Source organism: Pseudomonas extremaustralis (assembly GCF_900102035.1).
Taxonomy (GTDB): domain Bacteria; phylum Pseudomonadota; class Gammaproteobacteria; order Pseudomonadales; family Pseudomonadaceae; genus Aquipseudomonas; species Aquipseudomonas extremaustralis.
The window spans coordinates 5780688-5794570 of record NZ_LT629689.1 but is presented as its reverse complement, the minus strand read 5'-3'; the positions used below and the strand labels follow the sequence as shown (position 1 = coordinate 5794570).

At 60.9% G+C, this 13883-nt stretch carries 12 protein-coding genes; 5 read left to right on the top strand and 7 right to left on the bottom strand.

The genetic code is table 11. From position 1 onward, the window contains the following. Positions 1 to 141: 141 nt before the first annotated feature. Positions 142 to 2532 carry a hybrid sensor histidine kinase/response regulator gene (locus BLR63_RS26715; protein ID WP_010562484.1) on the bottom strand — a complete coding sequence of 797 codons (2391 nt, stop codon included), beginning with the start codon at positions 2530 to 2532 and terminating at the stop codon, positions 142 to 144. A gap of 276 nt (positions 2533 to 2808) precedes the next feature. Between BLR63_RS26715 and BLR63_RS26710 the strand changes: the two genes are divergently transcribed. The 4 genes from BLR63_RS26710 (at position 2809) to BLR63_RS26695 (ending at position 6343) form a co-directional block, all read left to right on the top strand. Beyond that, positions 2809 to 3606 (top strand): hydroxymethylpyrimidine/phosphomethylpyrimidine kinase, encoded by a 798-nt coding sequence (locus BLR63_RS26710; RefSeq protein WP_010562483.1) that lies wholly within the window; start codon positions 2809 to 2811, stop codon positions 3604 to 3606. Between the two features lie 32 nt (positions 3607 to 3638). Next, entirely contained in the window at positions 3639 to 4268 is a 630-nt protein-coding gene (gene thiE / locus BLR63_RS26705) for a thiamine phosphate synthase (protein ID WP_010562482.1), read from the top strand. 11 nt (positions 4269 to 4279) lie between these two features. Continuing rightward, the gene (hemL, locus tag BLR63_RS26700; RefSeq protein ID WP_010562481.1) at positions 4280 to 5563 is read left to right on the top strand and encodes a glutamate-1-semialdehyde 2,1-aminomutase; all 1284 of its coding nucleotides are present in this window, start codon (positions 4280 to 4282) and stop codon (positions 5561 to 5563) included. A 225-nt stretch (positions 5564 to 5788) separates the two neighbouring features. Further along, entirely contained in the window at positions 5789 to 6343 is a 555-nt protein-coding gene (locus tag BLR63_RS26695) for a tetratricopeptide repeat protein (protein WP_010562480.1), read from the top strand. A 12-nt stretch (positions 6344 to 6355) separates the two neighbouring features. On the opposite strand, the gene BLR63_RS26690 is transcribed toward BLR63_RS26695, so the two are convergent. The 6 genes from BLR63_RS26690 to BLR63_RS26665 all read right to left on the bottom strand — a co-directional run bounded on the left by BLR63_RS26690 (position 6356) and on the right by BLR63_RS26665 (position 12339). After that, positions 6356 to 7468, bottom strand: a complete 1113-nt coding sequence (locus BLR63_RS26690; protein ID WP_010562479.1) for a succinylglutamate desuccinylase/aspartoacylase family protein — start codon at positions 7466 to 7468, stop codon at positions 6356 to 6358. Between the two features lie 9 nt (positions 7469 to 7477). Further along, positions 7478 to 8188 carry an ABC transporter permease gene (locus tag BLR63_RS26685; protein ID WP_010562478.1) on the bottom strand — a complete coding sequence of 237 codons (711 nt, stop codon included), beginning with the start codon at positions 8186 to 8188 and terminating at the stop codon, positions 7478 to 7480. Then, positions 8185 to 8901 carry an ABC transporter permease gene (locus tag BLR63_RS26680; protein ID WP_010562477.1) on the bottom strand — a complete coding sequence of 239 codons (717 nt, stop codon included), beginning with the start codon at positions 8899 to 8901 and terminating at the stop codon, positions 8185 to 8187. The genes BLR63_RS26685 and BLR63_RS26680 overlap by 4 nt, the downstream gene beginning before the upstream one ends. Before the next feature lie 31 nt (positions 8902 to 8932). Then, positions 8933 to 9691, bottom strand: a complete 759-nt coding sequence (locus BLR63_RS26675) for a transporter substrate-binding domain-containing protein (RefSeq protein WP_010562476.1) — start codon at positions 9689 to 9691, stop codon at positions 8933 to 8935. Between the two features lie 38 nt (positions 9692 to 9729). Continuing rightward, positions 9730 to 11784, bottom strand: coding sequence for an oxidoreductase (locus BLR63_RS26670; RefSeq protein WP_042946302.1), 2055 nt, complete (start codon positions 11782 to 11784; stop codon positions 9730 to 9732). 228 nt (positions 11785 to 12012) lie between these two features. After that, the gene (locus tag BLR63_RS26665; protein WP_003215457.1) at positions 12013 to 12339 is read right to left on the bottom strand and encodes a DUF1820 family protein; all 327 of its coding nucleotides are present in this window, start codon (positions 12337 to 12339) and stop codon (positions 12013 to 12015) included. A 131-nt stretch (positions 12340 to 12470) separates the two neighbouring features. Between BLR63_RS26665 and miaB the strand changes: the two genes are divergently transcribed. Continuing rightward, the gene (gene miaB / locus BLR63_RS26660; RefSeq protein WP_010562473.1) at positions 12471 to 13799 is read left to right on the top strand and encodes a tRNA (N6-isopentenyl adenosine(37)-C2)-methylthiotransferase MiaB; all 1329 of its coding nucleotides are present in this window, start codon (positions 12471 to 12473) and stop codon (positions 13797 to 13799) included. Positions 13800 to 13883 lie beyond the last annotated feature (84 nt).

Here is a 13883-nt window from a genome sequence, read left to right as displayed (position 1 = left end):
GCTTGCTCGCGAAGAACGTCAACGATAACGCGTAAATCCTGGATAAACGCGTCGCTCTCAGGTTTTTCGCGAGCAAGCTCGCTCCTACAAACGGGGCATGTCGATTAAGGCCGGCATTTCAGTTAAGCATCGTCCCGGCACTTAAAAAAGTGGCATACCCGCCGAATGACCGGCGCTTTCACCCTCGTCTGCACCCAACAAACGGCGCGCCAACACGGCCTGCAACGCCTCGAAACGCACAGGTTTGGCCAGTCGATCAGAGACACCGATGCCATGGCCATGCTCACGCTGCGACACATTCAGCGACGTACTCAAGGCAATCACCGGCAATTCGCCGCAGCCAGGCAACGCACGAATCTGGCAACACAATGAGAAACCACCTTCAGGCATATCCAACAAGACGGCGTCGAAGTGTTCCCCCCGCAAGGCCGCCAACGCCGCCAGGCTGCTGTCGACGGTTTTGACCCGATAGCCAAGCCTGAGCAACATGCCGCGCACCACCAGTTGGCCCACGCTGTTGTCATCCACCAGCAGGACCGCGCAGTCCTGGGGCGCGCGCTGTCGGTCCGGCGCTTGTCTGGGTTCTGGCGGCACCGGGATGACCGCCACTTCCAACTGGAAGCGGCTACCCTTGCGTGGCTCGGAATGATGGGTGAGACAGCCCCCTTGCAGCTCGATCAACTGCCGGCAGATCGCCAGGCCGATACCCAGGCCGCCGTATTCGCGGGTGCTGGAGCCGTCGAGCTGGAAAAAGCGCTGGTACAGGGTGGCATCGTCGAGGGACGCAAAGCCAATACCGGTGTCCGTGACAATAAAGCTCAGGCGCAAGCCTGCGTCACTCTGGGGCGCCCCCACCACTTGCAGACGCACCGCCCCTGCGTGAGTGAACTTGAAGGCGTTGTCCAGCAGGCAATCCAGGCACTGGAGCAATTTGTCGGCGTCGCCCGCTACGCGGTCCGGCAGTTCGTGCGCCACCTCGATGGAAAACGCCAGGCCCTTGCTCTGGGCGCTGGCGCTGAATTGCTGGTGCAGGGTATCGAGCATGCCGCGCAGACTGAACATTTCGGACTGGGCGGTCAGGCGTCCGGCCTGCAACTCGGTGAGGGTGAGAATACCGTTGACCATGCGCATCATGTCCCGCGCCGAACCGGCGGCGGTTTGCTGGTACTGCGCCAGGTCCGCGTCCAGGGGCACGGTCTGCATCAGTTCGAGCGAACCGATCACCCCATTCATGGGCGTGCGCAACTCGTGGGTCAAGGTGGCCAGGAATTCGTCCTTGAGCCGGTTGCTGCGAGCCAGTTGCACATTGAGCGCTTCAAGCTTCTGGCTGGCATCGAACAGGATCTGTGCCTGCTGCTCGCGCATAGCGTTGATGCGATCGGCCAGGGCCAGCGACAACAGCGCCACCTCGATCGCCGAACCGATCTGGCTGGCGTACATGGTCAGGAATACGTTGGGCAAATAGCCCAGCACCATCAGGGTATTGACCACCCCACCGAGCAGGAACGCCGACCAGGCGATGATGAAATAGCGCGCCACACGCTGGCCGCAGTACCAAGCCTTGATGGCGGCGACAAACACGGTCACGGTAAACACCAGCGCCAGCGCGGTGGCCAGGCGCAGCGCCAGGGCGTAGCTGGTCATCAGCGACAGCAGCATCACCACCGCGCCAGCGGCCACCAGCCCCAGCAGCAAGCGGTTGATCCAGCGGCTGTGTTGGGCGGTGTGCAGGAAACTGCGCGCGAACAGGCTGCCGAACAACGCCGCCGAACCGATCAGGAACGGCGTTGCGGCATTCGCCCACCAGGGGTTGTCCGGCCAGAAATACTCCACCGCCGCGCCATTGACCGACAGTTGGTACATGCCGAACGACGCGATATAGAAGATGTAATAGAGGTAGCTGGTGTCGCGCACGCTGAGGTAGATGAACAGGTTGTAGACCAGCATCCCCAGCAACACACCGTAGATCAGGCCGAGCACGTACAGCCGCAGCGGTTGTTGTTCCAGATAGGCGGTGCTGGACCAGAGCGTCAGCGGGGCCTGGATCGAGCCTTCGCTTTGCAGGCGCAGGTACACGGTTTTCGCCTCACCCGGGCTGAAGTCGACCTTGAACAAATAGTTGTTCTGACGAATCTCGCGGCTGGCAAAGGGCAGCGCATCGCCGGTGCGCCCGGCCAGACGATAGGTGCCTGAGCTGTCGGGCAGGTAAAGGTCAAGGTGGTCCAGGGGTGGGTACGCCAGTTCCAGCAACCAGGTGCGCTGGGTCTGGAGGTCGTTGGGCAGGTACTGCAGATTGACCTTGAGCCAGAATACCGAGCGCGAGTAACCGGCGTTGAGAGTGTCTTTATCGTGGGGTTTGAACCGTGTGGCGGCGGAAGGCGCGCTGACATCGGCGATGGTGAGTGCGGTGGTCGGGTCTTCGAGCACTTGCATGGCCCGGCCCAGCGGCAGGCGTTGCGTGTCCTGGTTGAACTCGATGGCGCTGGCGAGCATGGGCAGCCCGCACAACAATAAAATCAACAAATAGCGCATAGAGCCCCAGCGTGGCCTGTCCGGTTATGTCAAAAAGCCCCCATTCCCTTTGAGAAGACGTACACCGGCGGTACCGTAAGTTATTTGAATCCACTTTAGCATAGCCGCCAGAGGCCATTTGACACCATCCTTATAATTTTTTGAGAGGCTCTAGATCGAGGCTTTCAGCGCAGTTTCGCGACTTATCCACACACCCCAAAAGCGTCACGATCAGGGCAAAATTCAACCATCGCCAGACAGCCACGCAAAAAGCGTTTGGTGGTAAGCTCGCGCACCATGAATATCTACAGCTCTCGCCCTGTTGTCCTCTGTCTCTCCGGCCATGATCCCAGTGGTGGCGCCGGCTTGCAGGCAGATATCGAAGCCCTGCTCGCCCAAGGCTGCCATGCGGCTCCGACCGTCACGGCCCTGACTGTGCAGAACACCGTCAATGTCAGCGATTTCCGCGTGCTCGACCGCGAGTGGGTACTGGCCCAGGCCAATGCCGTGCTCAGCGACTCCGAAGTGGCGGCGGTCAAGCTTGGCATGCTCGGTTCCACCACGATGGTCGACACCGTGGTCGAGCTGCTGCAGGCGCACCCGCACCTGCCGGTGGTGTGCGACCCGGTGCTACGCGCCGGCGGCGGTGGCAGCCTGGGTAAGGACGAAGTGGGTTACGCCATGCGCGAGCGGCTGTTGCCGTTGTCGCTGATCGCCACACCGAACCTGCCCGAAGCACGCATCCTCGCCGAACTGCCAGAAGGCACGGCGGACGAATGCGCCGAGAAGCTGCTGCCGTTTATCAAGCACCTGTTGATCACCGGTGGCCATGGCGACGAACACGAAGTGCACAATCGTCTCTATAGCCGCGACGGCACGCGCCAGACCTTTACTTGCCAACGCCTGCCCGGCAGCTATCACGGTTCGGGTTGCACACTGGCCAGCGCCCTGGCCGGGCGGATCGCCCAGGGTGAAGGCCTGGTCAGCGCCGTGCAATCGGCGCTCAACTACACTTGGCGTACCCTGCGTGACGCCGAACAACTCGGCCAGGGCCAATTTGTACCGCGCCGTCTGCCGCTGGATTTCTGCTCGTAACTTTCTGTTCGCAACATCAAGGGGCCTGCCCGATGAAACTACGTGGCCTTTACGCCATTACCGACAGTCAACTGTTGGCCGGCAAGTTCCTCGCCTACGTCGAAGCGGCGTTGGACGGTGGCGTGACCCTGCTGCAGTACCGCGACAAAAGCACCGACGAAGCACGGCGCCTGCGCGAAGCCGAAAAGCTGCGTGAGTTGTGCTCGCGCTACAAGACCCGGCTGATCATCAACGACGATGCCGAATTGGCCGCGCGCCTGGGCGTCGGCGTGCACCTGGGGCAGACCGATGGCCCGCTGACCCCGGCCCGCGCGCTACTGGGTTCCAAGGCGATCATCGGCGCGACCTGCCACAGCCAGATCGAACTGGCCGAGCAGGCCGCGAAGGAAGGCGCCAGTTATGTCGCCTTTGGCCGCTTCTTCAATTCCAACACCAAGCCCGGCGCATCCGCCGCCACCGTCGAGATGCTGGCCCAGGCCCGTGCGCGGTTGCAGTTGCCGATCTGCGTGATCGGTGGCATTACCCTGGAAAACGCCGAACCGCTGATAGCCCATGGGGCTGACCTGCTCGCCGTGGTACACGGCCTGTTCGGCGCCGACAGCACCCAGGAAGTCACGCGCCGCGCCCGCGCCTTCAACGACCTTCTTAAGCATTCCGTTTAGAGAGCCCGATCATGTCCCGTTCCGAAACCCTGTTTGCCAATGCCCAGAAACACATCCCCGGCGGTGTGAACTCCCCCGTGCGTGCGTTCAAGAGCGTCGGCGGCACGCCGTTGTTCTTCAAGCATGCCGAAGGCGCCTACGTCACCGACGAAGACGACAAACGCTACGTCGACTACGTGGGCTCCTGGGGCCCGATGATCCTCGGCCACAGCCATCCGGATGTGCTGGACGCCGTGCGCAAGCAGTTGGAACACGGCCTGTCCTATGGCGCGCCGACCGCCATGGAAACCGAGATGGCCGATCTGGTCTGCTCGATCGTGCCGTCGATGGAGATGGTGCGCATGGTCAGCTCCGGCACCGAAGCGACCATGAGCGCAATCCGCCTGGCCCGTGGTTTTACCGGCCGCGACAGCATCATCAAGTTCGAAGGCTGCTACCACGGCCACTCCGACAGCCTGCTGGTCAAGGCCGGCTCCGGCGCGCTGACCCAGGGCGTACCGAGTTCGGCCGGCGTGCCCGCCGCCTTTGCCAAACACACCCTGACCCTGCCGTTCAACGACATCGGCGCCGTTGAGCAGATGCTCAGCGAAGTCGGCCAGGACGTGGCCTGCATCATCGTCGAGCCGGTTGCCGGCAACATGAACTGCGTGCCACCGGCGCCAGGTTTCCTCGAAGGCCTGCGCGAGCAGTGCGACAAGCACGGCGTGGTGCTGATCTTCGACGAAGTGATGACCGGTTTCCGTGTGGCCCTTGGCGGTGCCCAGGCGCATTACGGCGTCACGCCGGACCTGAGCACCTTCGGCAAGATCATCGGCGGCGGCATGCCGGTCGGCTGCTTTGGTGGCAAGCGTGAAATCATGCAATACATCGCCCCACTGGGCCCGGTGTACCAGGCAGGCACACTGTCGGGTAACCCCCTGGCCATGGCCGCCGGCCTGACCACCCTGCGCCTGATCAGCCGCCCTGGCTTCCACGCCGAGCTGACCGACTACACCACCCGCCTGCTCGACGGCCTGCAACAGCGCGCCGACGCCGCCGGTATCCCATTCGTGACCACCCAGGCGGGCGGCATGTTCGGCCTGTACTTCAGCGGTGCAGACGACATCGTCACCTTCGATGACGTGATGGGCAGCGATGCCAACCTGTTCAAGCGCTTCTTCCATCTGATGCTCGAAGGTGGCGTGTACCTGGCCCCCAGTGCCTTCGAAGCCGGCTTCACTTCTATCGCCCATGGCGACGCCGAACTGAAACTGACCCTCGATGCCGCCGAACGCGCGTTCGCTGCCCTGAAATAAATGGCCGAAAAAATCAGACACCGTCCTGGCGGTGTCTGACTTGCGTCTTTGCTTACAGAAATTTCGGTTTTTTTTCGAGAAACCACCTGCAATCCGGCAGATAACTTGCCCAACCAGCAGAAAAACGAGTAAAGACTTTGTAAGCAGGGGCCTGCTTATTTCATAATGCGCGCTTATTGGATCCCGCGAGGGTCCGCGTGCCCCGTCAGAGGTAAGTCGATTCCCATGAAACGCACCGGCCGCACCCTGGTTCTGGGCTGCCTGTTGCTCCTTCAGCCGCTGCTGGCACATGCACAAGCAGGCGGCAACTCGTTGTTAATCCCAGCGATGGGTCGTTGCACCCTCAATACCCAGCCAGACAGCCAGGCCGAAGCCCTGAGCGCGTGCCAGAAACTGGCCGACGGCGGGGATGCGCAGGCGCAATACGAGTTGGGCGAGTACTACCACGACAGCAATAACCCCGCCCGCGACCTCAACAAAGCATTGAACTACTTCGAGAAAGCCTCGTTGCAAGGCCATGCCCAGGCGCAGTTCCAGCTGGGTACCATGTTCTACAAAGGTGAAGGCGTACCGGCCAATAACGTCCAGGCCTACATCGTGCTGAAAATGGCCGCGGTCAATGGTGCCGAAGACGCACTGGACACCGCCGACGAAGTCGCCGAGCACATGCAGCGCGACGAACTCGAGTTGGCCACCCAGGTGCTTGGACAGATTTTCCGCAACTACCTGCAGGAACTGCAGAGTGCGGATGGACGTTCGCCCTTTTCACCCCTGCCCTGATTCGAGACTGAATCAAGGCGACAACAGATAGCCCTGCCGATAGGCCTCCAGGCCCGCGACATGGGCAATCGTCATCCCCGCAGTCGCCATGCGTCGCACCGATCGAACATACAAAAGCCCCTCTCGCGAACACGCAACCGGTGTCACCCGGTCAGTGATCGGGTCAATCACTTCGGCCAGGATTTGCCCGGCTTTCAGGTAATCCCCCACCTGCGCGCAAAACACAATCAAGCCCCCCACCGGGCTGATCACCGGCTCGACTCCCGCCAACGGTGTCGGCGGGTTCAGTAAGGGCGGCAATGGCGGCGCCTGGCCATCAATGGCGCCGCGCTGAATCAGGTAGTGAATCAACGCCTGACAATCCTGGCGCGCCAGCCCGTGATCCACGTCGGCAACGCCTCGTAATTCCACGGTCACGGCGAAGCCTGGCGACGCAAAGCGTCCGGCAAAACGCGCCTGCATCTGCGCCCAGAACAACGTAAAGCACTCGTCGAACGATTGCCCTCCCGCCTCTTTGGCCAAAAAGCAGGCCCTGGCGCCCAGGTAGCGCGCCAGGGGCTCCACGTCCGACCAGAAATCCGGCGACAGATACAGGTGCTGCACGGCTTCGAAATCGCAATGCAGGTCGAGCACGATATCGGCGTCACAGGCCAGCGCTTGCAAGATCAAGCGCATGGATTGCAATTGCGTCGTCGGTACCTGGCTGGCCAGTGTTTGCCGCAGGGTCGAGCGGATCAGGTGCAGATTTTCAGCCGGATCATCGACCAACACGCCTTGGACACGATCGCCGACCTGCTGGCCGACATCCAGGAAGAAACGATTGAAGTTCTCCCGACTGTCGTTATCGAAGCGCCCCTGAGGCACGTCCATCAACACTTGCTCCAACCCCAGCGGATTGGCCACTGGCACCAGCACAACCGACCAGCGCAGCAACCCTTGCGCCTCCAGATACGCCAGTTGCTGCTTCAGGTGCCATAACACCAACATCCCCGGCAGTTCATCGGCGTGCAGGGAAGCCTGGAGGTAAACCTTGCGCGCCGCCTGGGCCGGACCGTAATGAAAGCTATGGATCTGCCGCGTGGTACCCGGTACGGGCGCCAGTAATTGATGTACGTGAGTTTGCATATCGGCCTCCTATCGGCCTGCGTCGAGAAAGCTCAGCCAACGCCGTTCAGCCAGACGAAACAGGCCAACCAAGGCAAACGTTATGCACAGGTAAAGGACCGCCGCGATGCCAAAGGCTTGGAAAGTCAGGAACGTAGCGGCATTGGCATCCCGGGCAATTTTAAGGATGTCCGGCACCGTGGCCGTGAACGCCAACGTGGTGGAATGCAGCATGAAAATCACTTCATTGCTGTAGTAAGGCAATGCACGGCGCAGGGCCGAGGGCATGATCAGGTGGACGTATAGCTTCCAGCCGTCAAACCCCAGGGACCGCGCGGCCTCGATTTCACCGCGAGGCATCGTCCGAATGGCACCCGCCAGGATTTCCGTGGTGTAGGCCCCAGTATTCAGGGCGAACGCCAACAGTGTGCAGTTCAGCGCCTCGCGGAAAAACCCGTCGAGCCACGGCTGTTCACGCACGGCGGCAATGCTGTAGATACCGGTGTAGAAAATCAGCAACTGGATATACAGCGGCGTGCCGCGAAACAGGTAGGTGAAACCCTGCACCGGCCACCGCAGCCAGCGCCGCGGCGACACCCTGGCGATGGACAGTGGCAATGCCAACAACAGGCCCAGACACAGCGAGGCACTGGTCAGCCATAAGGTCATGGCCAGGCCGGTCAATTGTTGGCCATCGGAATAGATGAACGGTCGCCAGTACTCCTGGATCAGCTCGATCATCGTGACGACTCCTGCTGACTGGCGCCGTAGCGACGCGTCAACCACCCCAATGCCGCGTTCGAAGCGCTGCTGAGCAACAGGTAGATCAACGCCGCCAGCAGCAAAAAGGCCAGCAACTGCTGGCTGCTTTTACCCGCCACCTGGGCGACTTTCACCAAGTCCGCCAAGCCGATGATCGACACCAGCGCCGTAGCCTTGAGCAAGACCATCCAGTTATTGCCCAACCCCGGCAGGGCAAAGCGCATCATTTGCGGGAATATCACATGCACGAAACCCTGGCTGAAGCTCATGCCAAGGGCTTTGGCCGCCTGGAACTGGCCGCGGGGCACAGCCAGCAATGCGCCGCGAAAGGTTTCGGTGAAATAGGCGCCGTAGATAAACCCCAGGGTGAGCACACCAGCGGTGAAAGGGTCGATTTCGATGTAGGCCCAACCCAGTTCATGTGTCAGACGACTCAAGCCGGTTTGCACCCCATAAAAAATCAACAACATCAACAGCAGGTCCGGCACTCCACGGATCAGGGTGGTGTAGAGCTGTGCGCACAGGCGCCACCCCCTGACCTTGGACAGCTTGGCGCCCGCACCGAGCAGGCCGAATATCAGCCCCAGCAACAGTGACAGCAGCGCCAGTTGCAGCGTGACCCAGATACCGCTCAGCAACAGCGGGGCAAAACCGCCGAGGGTCGAGGCGAATTGAGTGAAGGTGGGTAGCATGTTCGCGCCCTCGCAGACTATTGAAGGGCGGTTATTGACCGCTGAACATGTTCACACCGGGAAAGTACTGTTCTTGCAGCCGGGCGTAGGTGCCATCGGCGTGCAGTGCCGCCAGCCCCTTGTCCAGCAGGGCTTTCAACGCCTGGTTGTCCTTGGCGATGCCGATGGCACTTTTGGACGGCATCAGCTCGCTTTCAATCAACGGCCCCAGGACGAATCCCGAGCCGTGGGGCGCGCGTAAAAATCCGCTTTGAGCCTGCTGCGCATCCTGCAGCGAAGCTTGCAAACGGCCCGCCACCAGGTCGGCATACACCTGCTCCTGGTCGGCATAAGCCACGATTTTCATGCCCTGCTTGGAGAGCACCTGCCGGGCATAGGCTTCCTGGGTACTGCCCTGCAAATAACCAACCGCCGTGCCCTTGGCAAGCTCAGTACCGGGACGGAACACCATGGCAGTGGGGCTGGAAAACACCTCGGAGGAAAAATCGATCACCTTCTGCCGTGCCTCAGTGACCGTCATTGACGCCAGGATCGCATCGATCTTGCCGGCGTTCAGGCTGGGGACCAGCCCGTCGAAGTCGCTCTCGACCCACTGGCAGCGAACGTTCAGATAGGTGCAAATGGCATTGCCGATATCAACTTCAAAACCCGTCAAAGTTCCCGTTTTATCTTTATAGGCAAAAGGTGCGTAGTTGGGATCGGCACCAAAACGGATCACCGTATAGTCTTTGGCAAACAGTGGCGCACTTATAAAGAGAGTGGCGAATAACATCAGGATGATTTTTTTCATTATTGTTTTCCTCGTTATTGATGAAACAGCGGGACTGACTACACCTCGATATAGGGAATTTCTCGGCGGACCAATAAAGACTCGGCAGGCACATCAAACTCGCGCGCGATTCGATGCCCCGAATACACGGCGGCGGCAATGGTGCCGGGCGCCAAGCAATCGCCGATCAACGCCACCGAACGGATACCAGCCGCGTGCAACTGTTCAGGCATGTGATTCAACCCTTCATACAGGGCCTGCTCAGGCGCTCGGGAAGTGACCAACAACAACGATGCGGCGGGAATGAAGCGTGTCCGTTCGGTGTAGACACACCCGGCGACCAAGCCTTCAGGTGTACCCCTGACCAGCGTATGGGACGGGATGATCGTGACATTCAACTCCAGCAATCGGCGCTGGATACGATGCTGTTCGAGGGTGTTGTGGGTCCAGGTCGCCACATCCGCCGCCGGGGTGACGAATATCACCTCCAGCCCTTTTGCCACCAAGTGTTCGGCCAGGACGCTACCCATGTAATAGTGATCGTCGTCGAACAGCAGCACCGGCGAAGGCGGCAGGGCACCCGCCAGCAGATCGTCCGGCGTCAACACCGGCAGGCACGCAAGGCCTAGTAACGGTTGACGCAGGGCACGGCCCAGCCCGTCCCGGCGCCAGTGGGCACCGGTGGCGATAAACACATGCTCGGCAGCGAAATCCACGACGTCCTGGGCGTGCAGCGGGCTTTCCCGATAAATCTCCACCGACGCCAGCCGGCTCAAGGCATCCAGTCGATAGTCAATGACCCGCGCCCAGCTCGCCAGCCCCGGTAGCCTGGACTCCAGGGCCACGCGTCCGCCCAGGGTGCGCTGGCTATCGACGAGCGCCACCTCCATGCCCCGCGCGCCCAGTATCCGCGCGCACTCAAGCCCGGAAGGACCGGCACCGACCACCAGCGCCCGCCCAGGGCGATGTGCACAATTGACCGATTCAGGGTGCCAGCCGCGTCGCCACTCCTCGCCCATGGTCGGATTCTGCGTGCAGCGCAACGGCGTACTGGTGTGGTCGCCACTGACGCAGATATTGCAGCCAATGCACTCGCGAATCTCATCCGCGCGGCCCTCTTCAATCTTTTTCGGCAAGAAAGGATCGGCAATCGAAGGGCGGGCCGCCCCGATCAGATCCAAGACACCCCGGCGGACCAGGGAGACCATGGTGTCTGGCGAGGTGAACCGTCCAACGCCCACCACGGGCTTACGGGTCAGGGCCTTGAGTCCCGACAGAAAGGCCTCTTGATACCCTTCCGTGGCAAAACGTGCCGTCACGCTGTCGTTGGACCAATCGGCGACATTCACATCCCATAAGTCCGGCAAGTCCGCCAGCATCGAGAAGATCTCTGCACCTTCGCCCTCGCGACACAGGCCGCCCGCCATCTGCTCATCCACCGCCAGGCGGACCGCCACGGCACAGCGGTCACCCACCGCATCGCGGGTGTCCTCGATCAATTCGCGCAGCAGGCGCACGCGGTTTTCCAGCACCCCGCCGTACTCGTCAGTCCGACGGTTGTTGCGGGGTGTGAGGAAATGGAACGGCACGCCCAGGTCATGCCCGGCATAGACATAGATGATGTCAAACCCGGCCTCCCGCGCCCGTAACGCGGCGGCCCGATGCAGGGCGCGCAGTTGCTGGATATCGGCACGGCTCATGGCCCGGGCCTGCACCGGGTCATAACCACGCACCGGCGTGTCGGAGGGTGCCCAGGGAATTTCACGGCTGTAGCGATTGGGCGCGGAATAGCCATTGAACGCCAATTCCACGCCGGCCAATGAACCATGCTGGTGGACCGCCTCGCACATCCTCGCCAGTGCCGGGATGTCGCGCTCATCCCACAAGCGCGCCTCTATATAGGGAGAGAACTCGCTCAGCGGGCTGATTTCACATTCCTCGGTGCAGACCACGCCCCACCCGCCCTCGGCTTTTATACCGCGCATGCGCGCCATAGCCGAGGGGTGTACATGGCCCATGCCATTGCAATGGGGAACTTGATAAAAGCGATTACGGGTGCGGACCGGGCCTATTTGGACCGGCTCAAACAGAATGTCATAGCGAGGATCGCGCACAGGGCTACTCCCGAACAGATAAGTCCGTTAATGACTGAGTGATAAGAAACTCGGCGTTAACTGATGACGTGGTTCAACGGTGTTGAACTACGGGGGATTTCGAGGCGTTTTTATTATTGATGTATTCATGATGCCCTCTCTGCATGGACGAAAACTGCTACTTTTCCAGCAGATTGTCCATGCACGACAGGAACATTTCAGAAGCATCCTACAAATTAACTGAGGCGCTTATTTCTCAGGCATCGGCATCGGAAACGGCATGACATTGCTCATGCCCCGCGCCTCGCTGATTTTCGGCGTACCCAAGCGTTCGACTTCATCGATACGCACGATCGAATGCATCGGCACAAAACTGCGCACCACGCCTTCGAACTGGGCCTTGAGTTTTTCCTCGCCCGGGTCGACGACCAGTTGTGTGCGCTCGCCAAAGACGAACTCTTCCACTTCCAGGAAGCCCCACAGATCGCTTTGATAGATCTGCTTGGCGTACATTTCGAACACCTGGCCCTGGTTGAGGAAAATCACCTTGTAGATTGGAGCTTCACGTTTGGTCATGGTGGGCGAGGAACACATGGGGGATATAAAAGAGGGCGCGAACTATAGCATGGCACCCGATGCACAGTGCTAGGAACCGATGGGCATGACCCCTATAATGCGCGGTTCTTTACCACCAGTTGACGATTCCCATGGCCAAGAAGCTTTATATCGAAACCCACGGTTGCCAGATGAACGAGTACGACAGCTCGCGCATGGTCGACCTGCTGGGTGAACACCAGGCCCTGGAAGTCACCGCCCGCGCCGAAGATGCCGACGTGATCCTGCTCAATACCTGCTCGATCCGCGAGCGGGCCCAGGACCGTGTGTATTCACAGCTGGGCCGCTGGCGCGAATTGAAACTGGCCAACCCGGACATGGTGATCGCCGTCGGCGGTTGCGTGGCCAGCCAGGAAGGCGCAGCCATCCGCGATCGCGCGCCCTATGTCGACGTGGTCTTCGGCCCGCAGACCCTGCACCGCCTGCCCGAAATGATCGACGCCGCGCGCATCACCAAGCTGCCCCAGGTAGACGTCTCGTTCCCGGAAATCGAAAAATTCGACCATTTGCCCGAACCGCGTATCGATGGGCCGAGCGCCTATGTGTCGGTGATGGAAGGCTGCAGCAAGTACTGCACCTTCTGCGTGGTGCCCTACACCCGTGGCGAGGAAGTCAGTCGGCCGTTTGACGACGTGATGTCGGAAATCATCCACCTGGCCGAAAACGGCGTGCGTGAAGTGACCCTGCTGGGCCAGAACGTCAACGGCTATCGCGGCCTGACCCACGACGGGCGCCTGGCGGACCTGGCGGAGCTGATCCGCGTGGTGGCCGCCGTGGACGGCATCGAGCGCATTCGCTACACCACCTCCCATCCGCTGGAGTTCTCCGACAGCCTGATCCAGGCCCACGCCGAAGTGCCGGAACTGGTCAAACACCTGCATTTGCCGGTGCAATCCGGTTCGGACCGCATCCTCTCGGCGATGAAGCGCAACCACACCGCCCTGGAGTACAAATCCAAACTGCGCAAACTGCGCGCGGCGGTGCCGGGCATTTGCATCAGCTCGGACTTTATCGTCGGCTTCCCCGGCGAGACCGAGAAAGACTTCCAGCAGACCATGAAGCTGATCGAGGACGTCGGGTTCGACTTCTCCTACTCGTTCGTCTACAGCCCGCGCCCCGGCACGCCGGCCGCCGACCTGCCGGACGAAACCCCGGAAGAGCTTAAAAAAGAGCGCCTGAACGCCCTGCAACATCGCCTGAACCAGCAGGGTTTCGAGATCAGCCGACAAATGGTCGGGTCGACCCAGCGCATCCTGGTCACCGACTACTCGAAAAAAGACCCGGGCGAACTGCAGGGCCGTACCGAGAACAACCGGATCGTCAACTTCCGCTGCGACAATCCCACCCTGATCGGCCAGTTCGCCGATGTGCACATCGATGCGGCGCAACCGCACTCGTTGCGCGGCTCGCTGTTGCAGTAACAGCTATTCAAATGTGAGAGGGGGCTTGCTCCCGATAGCAATGCATCAGCAGCACATAAGCTGCCTGACACGCCGCTATCGGGA